General features: G+C 51.7%; 16 protein-coding genes and 1 pseudogene. 12 read left to right on the forward strand and 5 right to left on the reverse strand.

The annotated features are described in order from the left end of the window. Positions 1-53 precede the first annotated feature (53 nt). The 7 genes and pseudogenes from AB1E22_RS20125 (at position 54) to AB1E22_RS20155 (ending at position 7,720) form a co-directional block, all read left to right on the forward strand. A complete protein-coding gene (locus AB1E22_RS20125) occupies positions 54-1,085 on the forward strand; it encodes an LLM class flavin-dependent oxidoreductase (protein WP_367596993.1) in 1,032 nt (343 codons plus the stop codon). Positions 1,086-1,094: 9 nt separating this feature from the next. Then, positions 1,095-2,216, forward strand: coding sequence for a M20 peptidase aminoacylase family protein (locus AB1E22_RS20130; RefSeq protein ID WP_367596994.1), 1,122 nt, complete (start codon positions 1,095-1,097; stop codon positions 2,214-2,216). Positions 2,217-2,233: 17 nt separating this feature from the next. After that, a pseudogene (locus AB1E22_RS20135) lies at positions 2,234-4,574 on the forward strand (NtaA/DmoA family FMN-dependent monooxygenase). A 10-nt stretch (positions 4,575-4,584) separates the two neighbouring features. After that, entirely contained in the window at positions 4,585-5,094 is a 510-nt protein-coding gene (locus AB1E22_RS20140; protein WP_367596995.1) for a GNAT family N-acetyltransferase, read from the forward strand. Positions 5,095-5,121: 27 nt separating this feature from the next. Beyond that, on the forward strand, positions 5,122-6,042 hold the full coding sequence (locus AB1E22_RS20145) for an amino acid ABC transporter permease (protein WP_367597415.1): 921 nt from the start codon (positions 5,122-5,124) through the stop codon (positions 6,040-6,042). Next, on the forward strand, positions 6,026-6,814 hold the full coding sequence (locus AB1E22_RS20150; protein WP_367596996.1) for an amino acid ABC transporter ATP-binding protein: 789 nt from the start codon (positions 6,026-6,028) through the stop codon (positions 6,812-6,814). Before AB1E22_RS20145 ends, AB1E22_RS20150 begins: the two co-directional genes overlap by 17 nt. A gap of 9 nt (positions 6,815-6,823) precedes the next feature. Beyond that, complete coding sequence (locus AB1E22_RS20155; RefSeq protein WP_367596997.1) at positions 6,824-7,720, forward strand: transporter substrate-binding domain-containing protein; 897 nt, start codon at positions 6,824-6,826, stop codon at positions 7,718-7,720. A 10-nt stretch (positions 7,721-7,730) separates the two neighbouring features. On the opposite strand, the gene AB1E22_RS20160 is transcribed toward AB1E22_RS20155, so the two are convergent. Further along, on the reverse strand, positions 7,731-8,309 hold the full coding sequence (locus AB1E22_RS20160; RefSeq protein ID WP_367596998.1) for a TetR/AcrR family transcriptional regulator: 579 nt from the start codon (positions 8,307-8,309) through the stop codon (positions 7,731-7,733). A 94-nt stretch (positions 8,310-8,403) separates the two neighbouring features. On the opposite strand from AB1E22_RS20160, the gene AB1E22_RS20165 reads away from it, so the two are divergent. Beyond that, on the forward strand, positions 8,404-9,300 hold the full coding sequence (locus AB1E22_RS20165) for an ABC transporter six-transmembrane domain-containing protein (protein WP_367596999.1): 897 nt from the start codon (positions 8,404-8,406) through the stop codon (positions 9,298-9,300). Here AB1E22_RS20165 and tyrP read toward each other — a convergent pair. Both tyrP and AB1E22_RS20175 read right to left on the reverse strand, forming a co-directional pair. Then, positions 9,297-10,508 carry a tyrosine transporter TyrP gene (gene tyrP / locus AB1E22_RS20170; protein ID WP_367597000.1) on the reverse strand — a complete coding sequence of 404 codons (1,212 nt, stop codon included), beginning with the start codon at positions 10,506-10,508 and terminating at the stop codon, positions 9,297-9,299. The genes AB1E22_RS20165 and tyrP overlap by 4 nt on opposite strands. A gap of 154 nt (positions 10,509-10,662) precedes the next feature. Continuing rightward, complete coding sequence (locus AB1E22_RS20175; RefSeq protein WP_367597001.1) at positions 10,663-11,109, reverse strand: VOC family protein; 447 nt, start codon at positions 11,107-11,109, stop codon at positions 10,663-10,665. 88 nt (positions 11,110-11,197) lie between these two features. Here AB1E22_RS20175 and AB1E22_RS20180 point away from each other — a divergent pair, with 88 nt between their 5' ends. After that, the gene (locus tag AB1E22_RS20180) at positions 11,198-12,127 is read left to right on the forward strand and encodes an AraC family transcriptional regulator (protein WP_367597002.1); all 930 of its coding nucleotides are present in this window, start codon (positions 11,198-11,200) and stop codon (positions 12,125-12,127) included. A gap of 268 nt (positions 12,128-12,395) precedes the next feature. Here the strand turns inward: AB1E22_RS20180 and AB1E22_RS20185 are convergent, their stop codons facing one another. Together AB1E22_RS20185 and AB1E22_RS20190 are read right to left on the reverse strand one after the other, a co-directional pair. Beyond that, positions 12,396-13,679 carry a glycoside hydrolase family 10 protein gene (locus tag AB1E22_RS20185; RefSeq protein WP_367597416.1) on the reverse strand — a complete coding sequence of 428 codons (1,284 nt, stop codon included), beginning with the start codon at positions 13,677-13,679 and terminating at the stop codon, positions 12,396-12,398. 239 nt (positions 13,680-13,918) lie between these two features. Continuing rightward, on the reverse strand, positions 13,919-17,059 hold the full coding sequence (locus AB1E22_RS20190) for a C2 family cysteine protease (protein WP_367597003.1): 3,141 nt from the start codon (positions 17,057-17,059) through the stop codon (positions 13,919-13,921). 1,006 nt (positions 17,060-18,065) lie between these two features. Between AB1E22_RS20190 and AB1E22_RS20195 the strand changes: the two genes are divergently transcribed. The 3 genes from AB1E22_RS20195 to AB1E22_RS20205 are packed head-to-tail and all read left to right on the forward strand — an operon-like array spanning position 18,066 to position 23,099. Next, a complete protein-coding gene (locus tag AB1E22_RS20195; RefSeq protein ID WP_367597004.1) occupies positions 18,066-20,237 on the forward strand; it encodes a type I secretion system permease/ATPase in 2,172 nt (723 codons plus the stop codon). Further along, entirely contained in the window at positions 20,234-21,640 is a 1,407-nt protein-coding gene (locus AB1E22_RS20200) for an HlyD family type I secretion periplasmic adaptor subunit (protein ID WP_367597005.1), read from the forward strand. Before AB1E22_RS20195 ends, AB1E22_RS20200 begins: the two co-directional genes overlap by 4 nt. Next, a complete protein-coding gene (locus tag AB1E22_RS20205; RefSeq protein ID WP_367597006.1) occupies positions 21,630-23,099 on the forward strand; it encodes a TolC family protein in 1,470 nt (489 codons plus the stop codon). Before AB1E22_RS20200 ends, AB1E22_RS20205 begins: the two co-directional genes overlap by 11 nt. Positions 23,100-23,370 lie beyond the last annotated feature (271 nt).

The raw sequence follows: 23,370 nt of genomic DNA on the forward strand, positions 1-23,370 counted from the left end.
CTGAAGCGGAAACTTTATTAATGAAGGCATGTTAATCAACACGAGTTTGTTGCATGTCTTATCGAATCAGTCTGCTGGATAAAAGCCCGGTCGCGCAGGACGACACCCCAGGCGAGGCTCTGAAGCACACGTTAAACCTGGCTCAGCTTGCGGAAACCTGGGGTTATCACCGTTTCTGGATTGCCGAGCACCACAACACCTCACGCCTGGCAAGCTCTTCACCGGAACTGCTGATTGCGTGGATTATCGGGCAAACGCATCGCATTCGCGTCGGCTCCGGCGGGGTGATGCTGCAACACTACAGCCCTTACAAAGTGGCGGAAAACTTCAATTTACTGGCAAGTCTTGCACCGGGGCGGGTTGATCTTGGCGTGGGTAAAGCGCCGGGTGGTCTGCCGCTTTCCACGCGAGCCTTGCAGGCGGGCGTCCATCAGGAAGAGAAAGGATCTTTTGCCGATCAGCTTGCCCAACTGGATAACTGGCTCTCACTACCCGCAGCCGCCGAGGATGAAGAAGAAGCCTTACGTGCCACACCGGTTCCCGAGCGCACTGCCGATCGTTTCTTACTGGGCGCAAGCCTGGAAAGTGCGAAGCTTGCCGCAAATCTGGACTGGAACTTTGTCTACGCCGCTCATTTGAATGGCGATAAAAATCTGATGCGCGAAGTGCTCAACGCCTGGCGCAGCCAAAGCCCGCGCGACACGCTGGTGGCGGTGCAGGTCATTGTGGCGCCTGACGCACAAAAAGCGGATGAACTGGCAAAGCTGGTGGAAATCTGGAGCGTTGAGCTTGAAAACGCCCAGCGTGTCAGCGTCGGGAGTGAAGCGCAGGCTCACGCTTTTGCACGCCAGGCAGGGAGCGCCATTAAACGGTTAGAACGTCGTGAACCCTCCCTGATAAAAGGAACGGCCGAAACCGTTCATGCGGGGCTTGCGGCCTTGAGTGAAGAATTTGGTATCAATGAATTCATTATTGATACCCCGATAGCCTCTCCTGAAGCTCGTTTTCAATCACTGCGTTTGTTAGCAGGCGTTACGCCGGTGAAATCGGTTTCTGATTTCACCGCCGAACATGAAGCCTGGTAAGGGGTAGGGATGACATTTGCACAACAGCTTATCGACTGGCGACGTGAACTTCACCAGAACCCGGAGTTGTCGGGTAAAGAGGTGGAGACGACCGCACGGATCCGTCACTGGCTGGAATCCGCTGGCCTGCGCTTGCTGCCTTATTCGCTTACAACGGGTGTGGTTGCGGAAGTAGGTCATGGGGAGAAAGTCATTGCCCTGCGGGCGGATATTGACGCCCTGCCAATTCACGAAACCAGCGGCGTTGAATTTAGTTCGCAGCATGATGGCGTAATGCATGCCTGCGGGCATGACGTTCACAGCAGCGTGATTCTGGGCGCGGCGCTGTTATTAAAAGCGCGCGAATCGCAATTAGCCGGGCGCGTCCGTTTGCTGTTTCAGCCTGCGGAAGAGAATTTCACCGGGGCAAAAGCGCTGATTAAAGCCGGTGCGCTGGAAAACGTAAGCGCCATTTTTGGCATGCACAACGAGCCGGGCTTACCGGTAGGCACTTTTGCCACACGCGGCGGCGCGTTTTATGCCAACGTCGACCGCTTTGTGTTGCGGATTAAAGGCAAGGGCGCGCATGCCGCGCGTCCACACGAAGGCAATGACCCGATTGTGCTTGCCAGCCAGTTGGTTCTGGCGCTCCAGACTATCGCCAGCCGCAACATTAATACTCTGGATTCCGTGGTTGTCAGCGTGACGCGCATTGAAGGGGGAAATACCTGGAATGTGTTGCCTGAAAGCGTCGAACTGGAGGGAACGGTGCGTACCCATCGGGCTGATATTCAAAAACAGGTTGAGAAACGAATCAGTGATATTGCCGCCGGTTTAGCCACTGCGTTTGGGGCGCAAATTGAAGTGGAGTGGTTTAACGGGCCAATCACATTGATCAACGATGAAAAATGGGCCGCGTTTGCGATGGATGTCGCAAAAGAGGTGGGCTACCAGACGCAAACCTCCGAACTGCACATGGGCGGCGAAGACTTTGCCGTTTATTTGCAAACCATCCCCGGTGCGTTCGTCAGCATGGGTAGCGACAGCGCTTATGGTTTACACCATTCGGCGTTTAATCCGGATGAGGCATTAATTGAAGATGCGGCGAGATATTTCGCAACGCTTGCCGAACAGGCGCTCCTGAAAAACTAAAAACCCGAGGATTAAATATGTCAGATAATCGTCAACTGCGCCTTGGCACAATATTGCATGGCGCGTCCGGAAATATGTCTGCCTGGCGTCACCCGGCGGCTATTGCAGATTCCAGTATTAATTTTGAATTTGTAAAAGAGACGGCCCTAAAAGCCGAGGCCGGAAAGCTGGATTTTTTATTTGTCGCGGATGGTTTATATATTAATGAAAAATCGATCCCGCATTTTCTGAATCGTTTTGAGCCATTAACCGTGTTGTCGGCGTTAGCCAGCGTGACCACGAATTTAGGGTTGGTTGGCACATTGTCGACGTCTTATAGCGAACCGTTTACGGTGGCTCGCCAGTTCGCAAGCCTCGACCATTTAAGCAAAGGCCGTGCGGGCTGGAACGTGGTGACTTCGCCGTTAGAAGGCTCCGCGAAGAATTTCTCTCGCGAGAAACATCCTGAGCACGCGCTGCGCTATCGCATTGCTGATGAATATCTTGATGTGGTGAAAGGGCTGTGGGACTCCTGGGAAGAAGACGCGTTTATTCGGGATAAACAAAGCGGTAAATTCTTTGATCCCAATAAGCTGCACACCTTAAATCATCGAGGGGATTTCTTCCAGGTGGCAGGCCCGCTGAATATTTCGCGCACGCCACAAGGCAGGCCAATTGTATTTCAGGCAGGCGCATCAGATGACGGTAAGAAATTAGCCGCACGCCATGCGGATGCTATTTTTACCCATCATGAAACCCTTGAAGAAGCGCAATATTTCTATCGCGATGTTAAAAGCCAACTGGAGGCGCAAGGCCGTAAAGCAAACGATCTGCATATTTTCCAGGGCGTGAGCATCATTGTGGGGAAAGATGCCGCCGATGTGGAAGCGCAATATCAAACTACCGCGGCGCTCGTTTCCGTAGAAGATGCGCTGAATTACCTGGGCCGCTATTTTGAACATCATGATTTCAGCCAGTACCCGCTGGATGAAGCCTTCCCGGACATCGGCGACCTGGGCCAAAACAGCTTCCGCAGCACCACCGATGAAATCAAACGTAACGCGCGCACTCGCCATCTCACGCTGCGCCAGGTCGCTCTGGAAGCCGCATCACCACGCCCACGTTTTGCCGGTACGGCGCAACAAGTGGCAGACGGACTGCAGGAGTGGTTTGAGCGTTACGCCGCAGACGGCTTCATCATTCAGGGCGGCACGCCGGATACCTTCCCGCGCTTTGTGGATGAAGTGGTTCCCGTGCTGCAAGCGCGCGGTTTATTCCGCAAGGAGTATCCGGGCACTACGCTGCGTGAAAGCCTCGGCCTCGCCAACCCGGTAAATCAATTTTCGTAGGCTGGCATGAAGGCTTATCCCTCCTACAAGCGCTTTCGTAGGCGGATAAGCACAGCGCCATCCGACAATAAAACTCATTAGAAGAGAACTCGCTATGCAGAAATCATCGCTCATCCTCGCTATCGCTCTGGCCCTTTCTTCAACGGCAACATGGGCGGAAAGCGTCACCATTAACGGCACCGGTGTAAGCCTGGAAGCCAACAAAGCGCCTATTAATACGCCGGTTAATCCTCAGGCAGTGGCGCAATTACCGAAAGATTACCGTTTTGCGGTACCGGGTAAATTCACCGTGGCGGTAGCAGCGCTTAACTCTCCTCCGCTGACCGTCTTTGCCGAAGACAATAAAACGCTGCTGGGGAGCGAAGTGGACATCGCGCGCTTAGTGGCAGACAGCCTCGGCCTTGAGCTAAACGTCGTACCGACTTCATGGGAAGACTGGCCATTAGGCGTAACCTCGGGGAAATATGATGCGGCAATCAGCAATATTACCGTCACTAAAGATCGCAAACAGAAATTCGACTTTGCGACCTACCGTAAAGACTCCCTCGGTTTCTACGTGAAATCCAACAGCCCGATTAAGAAGATTGAAAAAGCAGAAGATATTGCCGGGCTGCGCATCATTGTAGGCTCCGGCACTAATCAAGAATCCATTCTTTTGGCATGGAACGAAGAGAACCTGAAGAAAGGGCTAAAACCTTTCACCCCGGTCTATACCAAAGACGATGCCGCACAAACCCTGGCGTTGCAGTCTGGGCGGGCAGATGCCTTCTTTGGCCCGAACGTGACGGGCGCATGGAAAGCAGCATTGACGCAGAAAACGCAACTGGTCGGCGTGGTAGACGGTGGCTGGCCAAAAGCGGCGCATATCGCCGTGACGCTGAAAAAAGAGAGTGGCCTGGTTGAGCCGGTACAAACGGCTCTGAATGGCGTTATCAAGAACGGGGATTACAACAAAGTGCTGAGCCGTTGGGGTGAAAGCGTTGAGCAGATCCCGGCCTCTGAAATTAACCCAGCCGGACTTGGCGATTAAGGAGCTGACCATGCGCGAACAATTTCGTGATGTTTCACCCGAAGCGCCGGAACTCCAGCCGATCATTAGCGGGCTGTTTGGCGAATATGAGGCACGTTACGGCGACTATTTTTCCCGTGATGCGGAAGTCGAACTGACCGAGTGGTACCTGGCGCCGCAGGGGTTATTCATTGTGCTGGAGCGCAACGGCGAAATCATTGCCACCGGCGCGTATAAGCCCTTCGATGAACATACCGCAGAGATAAAACGTATCTGGACGCACGCTTCCCTGCGCCAACAAGGTGTGGCGCAGCGCGTGATGAGAGAGTTGGAAAGCAGGGCGCAGCTTGCGGGTTACAGCCAGCTTTACCTGACGACGGGGTTTCGACAGCCAGAAGCGGTGAAGCTCTATCTAAGCCTTGGGTATCAGCCGCAGTTCGATACGAACCGTAATCCCGAAGAATACAGCGTTGCGCCCTATGACGGACGACTGCGTTTTACCAAAGTGCTGGCGCTAACTCCGCTTAGCAAAACGGCCTGAGGAATGATTATGACGAGATCTTCAAACATGCCCTCAACCATTAAAGTCGTTCCGGCGCGTTACCCGCTGCGAACGCTGGGGGCGGTCGTCGCACTGTTTGTGTTGGCGATAGTGGTTCAGTCCGTGGCGTTTAACCCGCGCTGGGAGTGGAGTGTTTTTGCACGCTGGTTCTTTGATCCGGTGATTCTTGAGGGGCTGGCGCAAACGCTGTTGCTGACGCTTATTGGTACGGTACTGAGCGTGGCCTTTGGCGGTTTACTGGCGCTGGCGCGGCTTTCCTCTTCATGGCTATTAAATAGCCTGGCGTGGAGTTATATCTGGCTGTTTCGCTCGCTGCCGCTGATTGTGGTGCTGATCATTCTGTATAACTTCTCCTATCTGTACGACACGCTGTCTATCGGCATCCCGTTTACTCAGATTCAGTGGGGAAGCTACCAGACGATTAATGTTCTCGGGCAGTTTTCTACCGCCGTTGTGGGCCTGACGCTGGTACAAAGCGCGTATACCGCAGAGATTATCCGCGGCGGCTTCTTGGGCGTTGACCACGGGCAATACGAAGCGGCGGCGGCATTAGGTTTACCGGCCTGGCGTCGTACCGTGCGTATTATTTTACCCCAGGCATTACGGACTATTTTGCCTTCCGGCTTTAATGAAATTATCAGCCTGGCGAAGGGGACGGCGATGGTTTACGTTCTGGCAATGCCGGAGCTGTTCTACACCATCCAGATGATTTACAACCGCACCCAGGAAGTGATCCCGCTATTAATGGTAGGCGCGGTCTGGTACCTGGTGATCACAAGCGTTCTGTCTCTGATTCAACACCTGGTTGAACGTTGGCTGGCACGCAGTGAACGCCGCTCTGCTATCAATCAACAAAACCCAGCCCGCAATCCATCCCGCCAGCCCGTGCTGCAAACTCAGGAGGCCGCTCATGTCCCTCTCCCATAATCATTCCGGCCAAACGGGTCATATTTCGATTACCGGCGTCAGCAAATATTTTGGTCGCCACAAGGCGCTCGATAACGTCTCTCTGGAGCTGGAACCGGGCTCAGTGACGGTGATTCTTGGGCCATCCGGTTCCGGTAAATCCACGCTATTACGGGCGATAAATCATCTCGAACGCGTGGATGAGGGCTTTATCCAGATTGATGGGGATTACATTGGCTATCGTCAGGCGGGAGACAAACTGTATGAGCTCAAAGAGAAAGAGATCCTGCGCCAGCGGGTTAACGTCGGGTATGTGTTCCAGAACTTTAATTTATTTCCGCACCTCACGGTGCTGGAAAATCTGATTGAAGCGCCGATTGCCCATAAGCAGCTTAATCGCAAAGCCGCTATTGAGCAGGCATATCAGTTGCTGGATGTGGTAGGGCTGCGCAATAAAGCGGACGCCTGGTCACGCCATCTTTCCGGCGGGCAACAGCAACGTATCGCGATTGCCCGTGCGCTGGCACTGCGTCCTCGTGTGATGCTGTTTGATGAACCCACCTCCGCCCTGGATCCGGAGCTGGTGGGTGAAGTGCTGGATGTGATTAAAAAACTGGCGCGTTCCGGCACGACGCTTGTGGTGGTTACGCATGAGATAGGCTTTGCCCGCGAAGTGGCGGATAACGTGGTGTTTATGGTCGATGGAAAAATTGTCGAGCAGGGTAGCAGCGATGAAGTGTTAAACCATCCGCAGCATTCGCGTACGCGTCAGTTTTTATCGAAAGTTCTTTAAGGAGCAGGAATGAAATTTGTCCCACTGGCACTATTGCTGTTAAGTACCACGAGCTTTGCTCAAGGAACTCTCGACCTTAAAGCGAATGAACAGCCGATTCATACCGCGCAAGACCCCGTTGCTATCAGCAAAATTCCGCAGGGTTTTAAATTTGTTGAACCGGGAACGCTGACGGTGGCGATTTCCGCGCTTAACTCGCCGCCGCTTGCCATGCTGGCAAGTGATAATCGCACGAGGATCGGCAGCGATCCGGATATTGCCCGTCTGCTGGCTGATAGTTTAGGCCTGAAACTCAAGCTGGTGCCGACCGCATGGGAAGACTGGCCGCTGGGGATTACTTCCGGGCGATACGATGTTGCGCTGGTGAATATTGCCGTTACCGAGCAGCGGAAAACCAAGTTTGATTTTGCGACTTACCGCGTGGATTCCCTGGCGTTTTCAGTGAAATCAGACAGTAAAATTCAAAAAATTGAAGGGCCTGCGGATGTCGCCGGGCTGCGTATCATTTTAGGTTCGGGAACGAATCAGGAAAAAATCCTCCTGGGCTGGAATGAGCTAAACGAGCGCGAAGGGCGTAAACCGGCTCAGCCGATCTATCTGACCGATGATGCATCTGGCAATCTCTATATTCAGGCTGGACGTGCGGATGCGACTTTCGGCCCGCAAAGTGTTGCCGCCTATAAAGCCGCCCTCACGGGAACCACGCGGGTGGTTGGCCTTGGGCCTAAAAAGGCCTACGTTGCCACCACCACTAAGAAAGGAAATGGCCTGGTTTATGCGTTGCAGGCCGCACTTGATGGGGCGGCAAAGCGTGGTGAATACCAGCAGGTTCTGGCGCGTTGGGGAGAAAAGGGTGAAGAAGTGGCTACGTCTGAAGTGAACCCCGCAGGGATTACTTATCCGTAGCGTCACTCTCTCAGGCTAAAAGCGCCTGGTGAATAAATGCCTGAATATCTTCCAGAGCCTGAACGCGGGCGAGCGGAGCGCTATCAATAATAAGTTGGTCTGAATACCCGTTCAGCAAAGCCCCAAGCTGACGGGTAACGCGCCAGACGTCACTCCGGCGAAAAACGCCGCTATTTATTCCCGCCTCAATAATACTTGCCAGCAGCGCATCCCATTTTTCCGTCAGCGCGAGGGCGAGTTCGGCATAAACCGCGTTATGCACCGCAAGGCGCCAGAGCGATCCATACAGCTCCCAGACTGCATCGGCGCGGTCGGGTAAATAGTCTTCCACAAAAACATTCAGCCCCTGCTCGGGCGGCAACGCGCGTGTCTTTTGAGTAAAATATTCCAGCTCTGCATACATAAACCGGGAAAAGGCCTCAACGCAGAGCGTTTGCCAGTCCGGGAAGTAGTGATAAATATGGCTGCGGGCGATGCCAACCTGTTCGGTTAGCTCGCGGGTTGTGACCTTTTCCACCCCTTTTTCGGTAAAAAGGGTGATGGCGGCATCAAGAATATTCTCTTTCAGAACAGACGCTTTTTCTTTCATCCCGGTACCTTCGTTGACTTTGAGCAAGTGCTCAAATAGACTTCTCTCATTCTTGAGCAACCGCTCAAGAATAACAATCTAAGAATATAAAGTCATGCATACGTCTCATCAAACCGCCGAGCTTACGCCATCGCGCGGTGCCTTGAATACCCTAAAAAAGCTCGCAAAACTCCATAGCAAAAAGCTCGTATTAACCCTTTTGCTGGTGGTCGCCGAGAACATTATTTATCTGCTATATCCGTTAATGGCCGGTTTTGCGATTAACGCCATCATCAAAGGGCAGCCGCTTCATGCGTTGCTGTATGCGCTGGTGGTTTTCATCATGTGGGCAATTGGTGCTGCACGCCGCAGCATGGATACGCGCACCTTCGCCAGAATCTATGCCGGGCTCGCGGTGCCGGTGATCCTTGCCCAGCGCAAGGATAAACACGACCACTCAACGATCGCTGCTCGCGTGACACTGTCACGTGAATTTGTCGATTTTTTCGAAACGCACCTGCCGCTGCTTATCACGTCCGTAGCATCGATTATCGGCGCGGTCGTCATGTTACTCACCATTGAGTTCTGGGCGGGGGTGGCGTGCCTTAGCGTGCTGATTTTCTTCGCGCTGTTCCTGCCGGGTTATACCCGCAAAAACGAACAGCTTTATGAGAAGCTTAATGATCGGCTGGAAAAAGAGGTGGGGTTTGTCGGTACGGCCAGCGAGAACACGCTCAATAAGCATTACAACTTTTTGGCTCGCGTGCGCATTCGTTTATCGGATCGCGAAGCGTTTGGTTATTTATCGATTGGGATTGCCGCAGCGTTCCTGTTTTCCATGACCATTTTGCTGATGACCGTGAAAGGTGTCGGGAACGCCGGGCATATTTACTCTGTCATGACATACATGTGGATGTTTGCCATGAGCCTGGATGACGGCCCCTCTTTGCTGGAAAAGTACTCGCAGCTAAAAGAGATTGGTAAGCGCGTCAACACGGGTTTGAGCGATTAACCGACCTCAGGCAATGCGCCTGTGGCAATCAATGCCTGGATAATGATCACGGCAATGCCGCAGGCGAAAACCAAAATCAGCAGCGGTTTGCCGCCCGCAACACGATAGCCAGGCTCTTTTTGTAACTCCCGGCTTTTCCAGACTAAAAGCGAAGGGACGATCAGCGCAAGAATGGCCAGCGCTACACCGGCATAACCCAGCGCCATCACAAAACCTTGCGGATAGAACAGGGCGAAAACCAGCGGCGGAACAAAAGTCATAAGCCCAGTTTGCGCCCGTCCGGAGGCTTTACGATTGCGGTTGAACAGGTCGCTGAGGTAATCAAATAGCCCCAGAGAGACGCCCAGGAAAGAGGTTGCCAGCGCGAGGTCGGCAAACAGATGGACTGCCAGTTCAACATGTGGGGACGCTACCACTTCACGCACCGCCTGGAGCAAACCATTCAGACCGGAATGATTCGCCAGCAATCCACGGAATACGCCTGAATCAATCGCGCCAAGGGTTGCTACCTGCCAGAAGATGTAAGCGACCAGGGGAATCGCGCTGCCGATGATAAACACCCAACGCAGTTTACGCAGGTTGCCATCCAGGTAACTCACAATGCTCGGCACGCTGCCATGGAAACCAAATGAGGTAAAAATCACGGGAATAGCGGAAAGCGCCAGCCCTTTTTCAAGCGGCAAAGTGAGCAGATTGGTGTGGTGAATGTGCGGCATCATCAACCCCAGCATCACCACCAACATCACTATCTTGGCGCTAAACAATACGCGGTTGAACATATCCACCATATGCGTGCCGACGCAAACCACGCCACCGGCAACAATAGTGAACAGCAAAACGCCTGCGGATACCGAAACAGGGGTCGAAAGCCACTGGCTTAGACTTGCGGCGAGCAGTTCCCCGGCACCGCTGATATATGCCGCGGTCAGCGCATACATCAGGAATAACATACTAAAACCGGTGAGCCATTGCCCCGGTTTACCCAGATAACGGCGGGCGAGGCTGCCAAGCCCGGTGTCCGCAGAAACGTGCTGATAGACTTCCACCAACAGCAGCGCGGTATAGCACATCAATCCCCACAGGCCGATAAGTAACAGTAACGTCACCCCAAATCCGACGCCCGCAGAAGCCAGCGGCATAGCCAACATTCCTGCGCCTATTGTGGTTCCTGCCACGATGAAAATACTGCCAAGAGTGCGATTCTTCACGCTTCCCTCTGAATTTGTAATTGTTGTAACGACATTGTGCCGCGAAGGGTAAGGGATTGTGAGTCAACCGTCAAATGGCAGTTACAAGTGGTGTAACTTTATATTTACGACTTTTTGAGGTAATTAGTCTATTCATTAAAGAGAACCGTATGGCTTACAGCTTTTGCGCGATATCCCAGATAAATCCAAAAGGATCTTTTACCCGCGCTTTTAAATCGCCCCAGAACATTTCTGCAGGTGCATTCATCAGCGTTGCGCCAGCCCGAACCATTTCATTTACTAGCGTCGTTGCGTCATCAACATACATATAGAAAATGAACGGCGTTGGGGAACCTGATGTTTGCGGGCAACTCAGATCTGAATCCCAGCCTTCTTTGTTAATCGTAAAGTTCGTTCCGCGATAGCGAATGCGAGCGAATAGCATTTCACCCTCGTCGTTTTCTAATTCGGCAATGGCCACCATGCCCATTGCGCCGGTATAAAAATCAATGGCGGCTCGGACATCGGGCACGTTAAGGGCGGTGGTCAGCCAGGTTAGCCCCATGCCTTCCCATGGATGCGTGCGATTTTCAACATTGTTAAACCAGTCTGGTTTTTTCACAGTCGTTTCCTTTAAGAATTGTTCGTTCAATAATATGGTTATATTAAGTCAGCACCATCTTACGATAACGGTAGTTAAAGGATTTTAAATGATAAAAAACGGACATCTAGATGATAAGCAGATCGTCAGGCTGGATTATCAGCCAACCGGTACCTACTCACTGGACATCGAAATTTTTTCTGGTTCGGGTTTAAGAAAGCGCCTGGGTAGGGAACAGATGCGACTACCGCATCAACATACTTTTGGAATGCTTATTTTTATCAATGAAGGTGAATGCGTTCAGTGGATTGATTTCATGCCCGTTAACTGCAAAGTGGGATCGCTTCTGACGATATCCCCAGGCCAGGCTCATCGGTTTGCGGAGGATAACCACTGGGATGGCTGGATCATGTTATTCCGCCCGGAGTTTATTTCCGCGCCAACGTTGAAAAGACCACAGACCTTTAATTTCAGAGTAAAAGAACTCACGCAGAAAATTCCCAGCCATCTTGTTCTGGACGAAAGGGAGCAAGGAATTGTGGTGCAGGCGATTGAGTTGATGAGGGAAGATGCAGGATTGGCAGGTGACAGCAGTGAAATCAACGCGTTATTGCATCACCAGTTTTTTGCACTTTTACTGCGTCTTTCTATCGCGCATGGCCACAATGGGAAGGGTGCAGATAAGCCATCGCATGCTATGCAGCGTTTTAAAGCCTTTAAAGAGTTGGTTGAAGATAATTACGCCAGGTGGCATCAGGTTGCGCAATATGCAAATCACCTGGGATGTTCAGAGAAGAGTTTGACTCGTGCCACCGTTGAGGCGGCAAGTGTGACAGCCAAAAACATTATCGCTTCGCGAATCAATCTTGAAGCAAAACGACTTTTAGCAAACTCCACGACGCCCGTCGCACTTATTGCAGATCAACTCGGTTTTGATGAAGCCACCAATTTTGTGAAATTTTTCAAACGCGAAGTTGCCTGTACACCGGGCGAGTTTAGAAAGAAGCAGTGGGAAATAAAATCCCCGAGCCATGCGTAATCATTACGCATGGCTAAGCAAATCGCCTTTTATCGACTACACCATTAGTTCTCAAAAGATTAATTGTTTGAAAAAAATGGGAATAAAAACTCTTCAACCAACATTACTGGCATTAATATTAATTATTAAAAAAAATTTTATATTATGAAATAAGCACTTCCTAAAGCACGTAGCGTGAATTCTGCAGCACATTGACAGTACTGATTTTGCAGAATTCACGTAGCGACGCCGTAATTAAATAAAACCTTAAATTACATAGAGTTAATTATTAACTCCCCCAGCGACTGCGAAGATAACTTACAGCTTCCTGAGTTTGCGGCTGGTTCAGGTAATCTTCTCTGAAGAGGATCGTGCCTTTAATCTGCGGCAGGGACTCATTCAAATCGAGCTGTTTTTTAAGCTCCGGCACACCGCCTTTTACCATCCAGTCCGGTTCATTTTTTGCAGGAACGCCCACTTTATATAGTGCCAGGCCAATATAGAGCCGCGTATTTGTTGGTTTCACCACGTCTGCCCACCATTTGGCAAGCACGTCATAACGGGCTGCATCACGAGCGAAAGGCCAATATAGCTGCGGGGCGATGTAGTCCAGCAAACCTTGTTGCACCCACTGGCGGGTGTCAGCAAAGGATTCGTCATAAGCCGCAGCGCCGCGAGTGTCGGAACCTGCAGCATCGAATGAACGGTTACGCCAGACACCGGCAGGGCTGACGCCAAATTCGACATCAGGCTTTAACTGTTTGATTGTGTGGGAAACTTGAGAAATAAGTTGCTGAGTGTTATGCCGCCGCCAGTCCGCTTTTGAAGCAAACCCCTGACCATATTTTTTGTAAGTCTGGCTATCGTTGAGCGCCGAACCCGGCGATTCAGTATAGAAATAATCATCGAACTGGACGCCATCTATCGCGTAATTTGAGACGACTTCGGCCACGATGCTGGTTATCCAGTCCCGCACTTCAGGGATTCCTGGGTCCAGCACAAAGCGATCGCCTGCGGTACGAATCCAGTCACGGTGGAGGACAAACACGCTGGCCGGGTCTAACGATAAAGTCCGGTTGAGTTCAGCAACGGTACCCGGCTTAGTGTTAACCGACACACGATAGGGATTAAACCAGGCGTGAACTTTCATACCGCGTTTATGCGCTTCATCGAGCATAAACTGTAGCGGGTCGTAGCCAGGATATTCACCAATATTCCCGGTCATCATATCTGACCAGGGTAAAATGCGTGATGACCAGAGCGCCGTGCCGTCAGGTTTAACCTGGAAAAACACGGTATTAATACCGAGACTTTTCAGGTTATCGAGTTTGTCGGTTAGCGCTTTTTGTTGCTGACTGATGCGAATAGCCGGGCTGCTGCCGTTGACCGATGTCACCGGAGGCCAGTCAAGACGTGAAACCGTCGTCAACCAAACCCCGCGAACCGGCTCCTGATTTTGCGCAGGTTTTGCCGGATGTGGCTTGGGAAGCGGTGTGACAAGGGAACTCGGCGGCTTGGACGCACAGCTAGCAAGCAAAAGAGCGGCAGCTATCAAAGCGCCTGACTTTTTCATTTTAGAGAGGGAGTGAAAGCAACGGTTAATGGTGTGCTCCAGTGATTCTGGTAGTCGCTTGAAAAGAGCCATTTTCTTCTGATTCGAATTTAAGTCAATAAGTTAAATACGTACAGAATGGAGGGTGAGGACGCTGACTTTTATATAGAAAAAACGGATGGTTTAGCCATCCGTTTTTTTATCAGCATAATATTAGTTATTACGATACCTTCCGACGCCTTTTTGGGCGCAACTTTTCATCAGGCATGAGCGGCAGTCAACAAAGGTGCGCTTTGTGGCGCCGCATCGCTTAATCCAGATGTGCTGCTAGTTGCTGCAGACACTGGTGCAGTGGTCGCCATTGCAGTAACCAGTTGTCCTGCCGGAGAGGACGCGCCCATTGAATTAGAGATAAAAATCCAACTTTTTCCCCCTTGCCTCATCTCATCAATGGACGCTTCAAAGAGGCCATTTCCACCGGTTCCCCACGGATTGGCAATGACAAATTTATCCGTGGCGGCATCATAGCTTGCGATAGTCATCGCATGGTTTGCGACAAAATGAGTATCATCATTCGTATTAATCTCACTTTGGATAATCGCCGGTTCTCCTTCCAGCACCGCTTGTTTCAACGTGTTATAAATGCTGGTCTCCCAGGACGATTGAGAATAGTTCGGTGCTCCATATGTTGAGATTGAGTTCCCCGTCACTCGGTACAATTCTTTGTACCCTCCGCCAATCACCCCGTAACTGTTGTTCCTGCCGTCAAATGAGGATCTGAATGCGGCACTCGCACGCTCGTAAATAGCCCCCCAGGAAGAACCCGATACCCCTTCTCCGTGAGTGTAGGTCTGATTATCAACCGTAACCCAGTCTGCTTTGCCAGTATCATAATCAAAGAAACGTACGCTGTAGGTACCGTTGGCGTTCTGCACAAACATGGATTTGATGAAATCCGGCGAGACATTTGCCACCGTCTGCGCGGCGGCAAGAGTGCCACAATCATCGAGTTGACCCTGGCTGATGTCATTGATGCTTGGTGTGCCGCTCTTACCAAACAACAAACGCCCGTCAGTGTAATAGGTACTCGAAGAGGCGGGACGATTGGTGCCGTCAAGCCAGGCAGAGATCTCCTCACCAAACTGGGTAGCAGACGAGCCGACGGCAAGATTACCAATACGGCTGTAGGTTCCGTCCGCATTCACCCAGTCCACCGAGGCACCGTTAGCGCCGTTAACCATGCTGTTGATCAGAGAATAAATCGATGAATTTTCTCCACAAACCTGGCCAATGTCCTGCGTATAACTTTGCAGCCCGGCATATTGAGAGGCGGATAAGCCGTCACTGATTCCGGCATCCAGTGTTTTCAACACCGATTCAATGGCGCTAAAGCTGAACAAGGTCCCGACTCCAGATTCCACCGACTGCATGATGCTTTTCAGCCCGGCATCACTCAGGCTATTAATCAGGCTCTGGGCAGTGGAGTCACTTGCAGCGAGCAGACTTTGTTGGCTTGCCGTGAGCTGGTTGAGCTGAGTGTTTGTCAGACGCGGCGCGACCTCTAAAAGTTCTTGTTGTGTCAGTGCGGTGACATCCCCGGGCCAGGCGGCGAGATGAGCTGCATCCAGAGAAGAAATGGCACCGGGTGTCATGCTGGCAAACTGGTCAGTCGTCATAGCGCTGAATTGTGCAACGCTGATGTTATTGATGACGCCAGGTGCCAGCCACTCCGGATGCGCCAGCGCCTGGATTTGAGCAGTGCTCAGGCTGGTTATCTGCGTTGGGGTTAAACCCTGGTACTGGCTCAACGTTAGTGCAGAAATCTGCGCGCCAGATAAGGCGCTAATGTTCAGGTGACCGAATGCCCCGCTCGGCATGGAGCCCAGGTTAGTCATAGCGGCAACCTGGGCCGCACTCAAAGCAGTCAGGTGTGCGCTATCCATTCCTGAAAAAGCAGACCAGGAGATCTGGCTTAGACGGCCGGTATCGAGCGCTGTAAAGGAGGACAATTGCAGATGATTGAACCAGTCGGCGCTGAACTGGCTGTAATTGGAAGTCAGAGCCGCCATCTGCGAAGGTAATAAGCCCGCAGCGGCTGTTGCGGGTAGCCAGCTCGCATGTTGGAAGCTCTCAATCTGCGCAATGCTGAATGTAGAAACTTGGGCAGCGGTCAGACCGGCCCAGACCTGTTGGGACCAGCCTGCCATAACGCTGGCTGAGACACCCCTAAGGTTTAGCAAGCTGAATTGGGCGTTAGTGAGTGTCGTCAGGGCTGTACAAGCGGCAACCTGGTTGGCAGTGAGTGCGCTGAGATGTGCATCATCAAGGGCGCATACGGTTACCGCGCTGATTTGAGCGATTTGAGCCGTACTCAGGCTCTGGAAAGCATTCGTGTTTAGCGCATTAAGCCAGTCGACGGAAAGGGTGGAGAAGTCCGTGGTGATCGCTGCCATTTGGTTTGCGGTCAGCCCACTGACTGCAGCCAGGGACAGGCTCCCGATAGAGGGAATCACCGCTACCTGGCTCGGACTGAGGGAGGAGATTTGCGCCGCGGTGAGCCCAGAAAATTCGGTGGCGTTCAGACTGGCTATCTGCGTTGTCGAGAGGCCCGAAATATTGAGAAGCCCGAACTGGCTGGCAGTAAGCGTAGTCAGATCGGAGCAGGCGGCAACTTGGCCGGCGGTAAGTGCACTGAGATGTGCGTCATCAAGAGCGCCCAACGTTGTAGCGCTAAGCTGGCCAATTTGGGCGGCGCTGAGACTTTGGAAGGTATTAGTATTTAGCGCGTTAAGCCAGTTGACGGAGACGGTGGAGAAATCTACGGAGAGGACTGCCAGTTGGTTTGCAGTCAATCCGCTAACCGCTGCGAGCGGCAGGTTAACGATATTAGCAATAGCCGATATTTGCGACGGGCTCAGAGAGGAAATTTGTGCCGCGCTAAGACCGGCATATTCCGTCGCAGTTAAGCCTGCAATCTGGGATACGGACATCCCGGAGATATTCAGTAACCCGAACTGAGCGCTGCTTAATGCGTCGAGTTTATTGGTGCCGGCAACCTGGGCTGCCGTCAGGGCAGACAGATGCGCGGCGTCGACACCAACCAGTTGCGGGCGGGTCACATGATAAAATGCCGCAGGGCTCAAGGCCTGCAACGCCGGGATATTTAAAGCATTTATCCAGGCTGCGGTAGGGTAAAAAGTCACCTTTATGCTGCTGATTTGTTCCGGGGTAAAGCCGCTGACCGCGGCAGTGGGGACCTGTTCAGGGTGCAACATTGCCTGCACCTGAGCAATGGTCATGGACTGAACAAGATTGGCGGTCAGTAAGGCATAATCGGCCGCAGTCCAGGTGCTGATGGTATTAAAATCAGGTGATGTAGTGGTCTGTGTGGTATCTGTCATAGTCCGACTCCTGAAAATGAAACGTTGCTGTGCGATGTTTTGTTGTTGGTTTAAGCAAAGGTTGAATGTTAATTTTTTGTGACATTCAAGGCTTCAATCAAAAATTAATCTGAAAAATAAAAGTACGCAATAGAAGCCAGGGAGTGATATTCAGAGGGGAATATATGTTGAAGATGTTTACATTAGTGAATCTTGATTTTTCATGTGAAATATAAAAAGAAATAACGTACTTTAATTAATGTTTCTTAATTTTTGTGTAAAAAAAGCGTTTCAGCAGAAATTAATTGTTTCATTTGAGCGGCAGTTTTTTATTTGTTAGTGAATAGAAATTCAGGAAAAGGGTTTAATGAACGGTTAACGGAGTCGAGTGATTTAACAAATGCAGAACGACTAAATGTTATAGACCTCTAAAAGCACCCAATAAGTAGTATAGAGGGATGCATCCTGATGGTATGTATTTCTTTGTGATAGAGAAGATCACACCAATACATCTTCTGTGTTAAAGCCGCTTTTTATATTATATATTTTAAATGCAACATAAAGATATTTAGGTTTTCTGTTTATAAATGTAAATATCAAATGAAACCTCGAGTCAAATATCATTAATCAATGGCGAAATACTGATGAATAATAATCAAAGCCTGCATTTATAAGGTTGATTAAAGCAAGGTAGGGGTATTGGCTAACTATTGTTATCGCGATCACCCTTTCACACCAGTTTAACTTATGAACTGCACAGAAAACCACTGTAAATGAGTCCTGTAAAAACAACTAGCCACGGAATAAATAGCCTCTTAATTAACAAGCAATGCTGATGCTACCCCAGGATTTACCCATAAAGTTGTACCCACAAATTTATGCAAGTGACTAAATTGCATCTTCATTTTCACTTTCGGCACTTTGACAACTATTTATCGCCGTGATATTTAATCACTTATGTTTTACATGGCATTACCAAAAGCAAAACTATTCGTTAACAAATTTCCTATCATGTCGGTGGTACTCAATGGACAGTGGTTTTTTCTGTTTACAGGTCATAGGAGCCTTTCACCAGGTTGTTGTTGATAAAGTTAACCTTCAGCATCAATTTGCCGGGCACCTCGAAGTTTCACCGGATGGGCAGCCTGTTTTTGGCCGACAGGCGATATTGCTTGCCGCACAATCTTTAGGCCTGAAAGCTAAAGTCGTTAAACCAGATATTCGTCGGATGGATAAAGCCTCCTGGCCTGCGGTGGCGCAGATGCGTGATGGGCGCTATTTTATTATCGCCAAATACGACCCGGGAAATCAGGGGGAGGGCAAAACGCCCGTGCCGCGCATGCTTATTCAGCATGAAAATTCGCCACCTGAATTTATTACCCTTGAAGAACTCTTTCAGCAGTGGACTGGAGAAGTTATTTATTTCGCCAGTAAAGTTAATTTCAGCGGCGCATTAGCCAAATTCGATTTCACTTGGTTTATTCCTGCACTGATTAAATATCGTCGGGTTTTTGCCGAAATTTTGCTGATATCCCTGGTACTTCAGTTGATTGGCCTGGTGACGCCGCTCTTTTTCCAGGTGGTAATGGACAAAGTACTGGTTAACCACGCCATGAAAACACTTCATGTGGTCGCTGTCGGGTTAATTGTGGCGAACTTGTTTGAAGTTATTTTGACGGCGATACGCACCTGGGTATTTGCCCATACCAGTAGCAAGCTGGATGTGGAATTAGGCGCGCGGCTCTTCCGCCACATGCTTAATCTGCCGATTGCCTATTTCCAGAACCGCCGCGTCGGTGATTCGGTGGCCCGTGTGCGCGAGCTGGAAAATATCCGCTCGTTCCTGACCGGCAACGCAATTACGGTGATGCTGGATATCCTGTTTTCTTTCGTCTTCCTCGCCGTGATGTTCAGTTACAGCGTTCAGTTAACCCTGATTGTTATCGCCTCCATCCCGCTGTACGTCTTTTTGTCGGTGGTGTTCACCCCTGTACTGCGCCGCCGCCTGGATGAAAAATTCAATAAATCGGCGGAAAACCAGTCTTTCCTGGTCGAGACCATCAGCAATATCGACACGGTGAAAGCCATGGCCGTGGAGCCGCGTTGGGTTAAAAAATGGGACGACCAGCTGGCGGGTTATGTCACTTCGGGGCTGTCGGTCACCAATATTTCAACCATTGCAAACGGGGGGATTACGCTGATAAGTAAGCTGGTGACGGCGCTTATCATGTGGTTCGGGGCGGGGCTGGTGATTGATAACCAGCTCACGGTCGGGGCGCTGGTCGCGTTCAATATGCTTTCAGGCCAGGTGTCGCAGCCGATCTTACGCCTGGCGCAGCTATGGAATGATTTCCAGCAGGTGGGCATTTCCATGAGCCGCCTGGGTGACATTCTCAATGCGCATCCTGAAGTGGTCGATCAGAAATCGCGCCTGCCAAGATTGTCCGGTGCCATTGAGTTTGACCAGGTTTCCTTCCGCTATCGCCCGGATGCGTCTGAAGTGCTGCGCCAGGTCAGTATCGACATCAAACCCGGAGAAGTTATCGGGATCGTCGGCCGCTCCGGCTCCGGCAAAAGTACCCTGACAAAACTGGTACAGCGTCTCTATATCCCTGACCGCGGGCGCGTACTGCTGGATGGACACGATCTGGCGGTGATTAACACCACATCGCTTCGGCATCAGATTGGTGTCGTGCTCCAGGAAAATAACCTGTTTAACCGCTCTATTCGCGCCAATATCGCGCTGGCGAACCCGACCCTGCCGCTCGAAGCCGTCATTGAAGTCGCAAAACTTGCGGGCGCGCATGAGTTTATCTGTGAGTTACCTGAAGGCTACGACACCATGATTGGCGAGCAGGGGGCCGGGCTCTCAGGTGGCCAGCGTCAGCGTATTGCCATTGCCCGGGCGCTGATCACCAATCCGCGCATTCTGATCTTTGACGAAGCAACCAGTGCCCTGGATTACGAGTCAGAAAAAATCATTCAGGACAATATGCGCCGGATTTGTGAGGGTCGCACAGTGCTGATCATTGCCCACCGCCTGTCTGCGGTGCGGGAAGCTAACCGCATCGTGGTGATGGAGCGCGGGCAGATCGCCGAAGTCGGTCGCCATGAGGAGCTCATTCATAAACCGGGTGGCATCTATGCGCACCTGTTTGCCCTGCAACAGGGAACGACAACGCAGGAGGACGCGGCATGAGTTTACAACACCGATATTTAGCATGGCGCGAGCTGATGCAACGTTATCGCGCCCATTTCTCTTACTTCTGGAAGCAACGTGAAGCGCTCACACCGCCGCCCTTAAAGTCGGAGGAGGCGGAGTTTTTACCGGCGGTGCTCTCCTTGCAGCTCGCGCCTGTTTCACCTGCAGGCCGCTGGACGGCGCGCCTGTTGATGGCATTAATCATCTGCCTGGTCGTCTGGTCGGTCGTCGGGAAGGTAGACATTATTGTCGCGGCCACCGGGAAAATCATTCCGTCGACCCGAGCCAAAACCATAGCTTCCGTTGAAACCGCACGGGTTGAGCAGATATTTGTCGATGACGGGCAAACTGTCCGCGCGGGGCAACCGCTCATGACACTCGATACCCATGTCATCGAACACGAGCAGAAAAGAGCTGAAGTTGACCAGGATATGGCGGAGTTGCAGGTGGCTCGCTCGCGTGCGCTTCTGGCCTCCATCACGGCCAATAAACTCACTGAACTCAGCGCAAGCAACAACATCTCCGCGGATAAACTCTCTTCCGCCCGCAGCCAGCTTGACAGCCAGTGGCTCAATTTTACCAGCCGGTTAGAAGATCTGGACGGGGAAATCACCCGCTACAGCATGCAGCTACCGCTCGCAGCACAACGTGCCCAGGACTACAAAGACCTGGCGAAAGAGCACGACGTTTCAGTCACATCCTGGCTTGAAAAAGAGCAGGACAAAATTGAACTACAGGGCAAGCTGACCGATGCCCGCCATCAGCGCGAGGCTTTTATTGCCGAAACGCGTAAGAAAACCGAGGACGAACTCAATGAAGGACTGCGCCAGCAGCAGGAAGCGCAGCAGGATGTCCAGCGGGCTGATGCGCATAAAACCCAGCTTCAACTGACGGCCCCTGTTGATGGCGTTGTCCAGCAACTGGCGGTGCATACGGTCGGGGGCGTGGTGACCGCCGCGCAGCCGCTCATGGTGATTGTACCTGAACAAAACCAGGTCGAAATTGAGGCCATTGTTGAGAACAAAGACATTGGTTTCATCCACAAAGGCCAGCAGGCGGCGGTCAAAATCGATGCCTATGACTACACAAAATACGGAATGATGCAGGGGGAGGTGACCTATGTCTCCCGCGATGCGATGGATGCCGGGTCAAACAACATTCCCGATAACATGGCGGCAAACCGTGGGGAAGCCAGTGAGTCAGCGGCGAAACCGCAGAACTCGCAATATTCGGTTCATATCCGGCTGGATCAGAAAACAATGAACATTGACGGGGAACCGTCTGCGCTTAAACCGGGCATGAGTACTTCAATTGAGATTAAAACCGGCAGCCGTCGGGTGATTGAGTACTTCCTTTCTCCTCTGATTCAACACACCCATGAGAGCCTGAATGAACGCTAAAAAGACGTTAGTCCATCTGTGCCTGTTGGGAATGCTGATGCAACAGGCCGCTCACGCCGGGGGCATCAGCAATTTACTCGATGATCCGCTCCAGGCGCAGCCAGAGCAACTGGAGTCCGGGGCAACATTGCCGGACTCCAGTCGGATCAACTGTTATACGCCGGTCGATTTCCGCAAGACGTTAGAGCTGAGCGACGCGGTGGATACGGCGCTGTGCAATAACCCGCAAATCCGCGCCAGCTGGGCTGAAATTAAGGCCCAGACCGGGGTCGTCGGTGAAGCCCGTGCCGCTTATCTGCCGACCATCAACGGTTCGGTCAGCCGTCTGCGGGACTCGACCGTTTACTCCTCCGGCTCACGTGAACCCGGCGTGACGAGTACTGGCAACCAGTATTATGCCTCGCTGAACTGGCGACTGTTTGATTTTGGCGGGCGAGCCGCCAACCGGGAGTCGGCCAATCAGATGCTGATTGCAGCTATCGCGGGGCACGATGCCTCGCTGCAGAAAACCATGGTTTCAGTGATTCAGGCGTATTTTGAGGCGATGACCAGCCAGGCGGAGGTGAGTGCTCGTCTGCAGATTGCTGACCTGGCGCAGCGGACATTAACCGTGGCGCAGCGGCGTGAAGACAAAGGCGCATCGACACTTGATGACACCGTTCAGGCTTCAACCGCGCTGGCTAAAGCACAGCTCAATGCCATGCACGCCAGCGGGGATTATCAGAAAAATATCGCGCTGCTGAAACAGGCGATGGGTATCGATCAATCAGTCAGTATCACTCTGCCGGCGCAGCCAGATCGCGTTATCCCCACTGATATTCGCGATCTCAGCCAGTGGCTGAAACAGGCCGAAAGCCAGCATCCGGCGATCCGCCAGGCGCGGGCAAAATGGACGTCGGATCAGGAAAAAATCACCTCCGTACGCTCGGAAGGCCTGCCGACGCTGGATTTAACGGCGCACATGTCGCGCAACGGTTTCCCGAATCAGGGGCTGTCGACCATCAATCAGACCGACAAAGATATCGGGCTGACCATCTCGATTCCGCTGTTTGAGGGCTTCAGCCGCCACTATAAAGTGCTGGAGGCCCGCGCACAGGCCGAACAAAGTGAAGCCGAGATGGAGAACACCAGAGAGCAGATCCTTACCGATGTGGTGAAAGCTTGGGCGGATGCCAGAACCTCACTCAGCATCCTGCAAGCCAGCCAGCAGTTACTGGACGCGGCGCAGGCGGGGGTCAGCTCTTCGCAGCGCCGTTACGACAAAAATGTGGCGGATATTCTTGAGGTGATGAACGCGCAGTCGGCGCTGGCAGATGCTCAGCAGCAGAGAATCCAGGCGATTGCCGCCTGGCAGTCCGCGCGGCTCAGTTTGCTGGCGAGCACCGGGATATTAGGCCAGTTATCAGAAACAAATCAGGGACAGGCGGCAGGGTTACCTGACGGCAACGGGTTTAATTAATGCGCTCAACCTTATTAATAGGGCGTTAACTGTTCAGGTTATTTAATAAATAATGAATCGGGATGTGTTGATAAAGACAGGGGGCGCCTGATACGTCCCAATTAAATAAGCAGCTAAATAAGCGTTATCAAGTTTTACCGTAAGGTTTTGTTATGGAGCATTCCTTGTGAATTATTATATTTTTCCTACGCATAAGTAAGAAATATACCACAAAGGGGGTGGCCGAATTACAGGCATAATCAACGACGCAACAGGTAAACCAAAACACAAT

Origin of the sequence: Buttiauxella gaviniae (assembly GCF_040786275.1) — a bacterium.
In the GTDB taxonomy this organism is placed as follows: Bacteria; Pseudomonadota; Gammaproteobacteria; order Enterobacterales; family Enterobacteriaceae; genus Buttiauxella; species Buttiauxella gaviniae_A.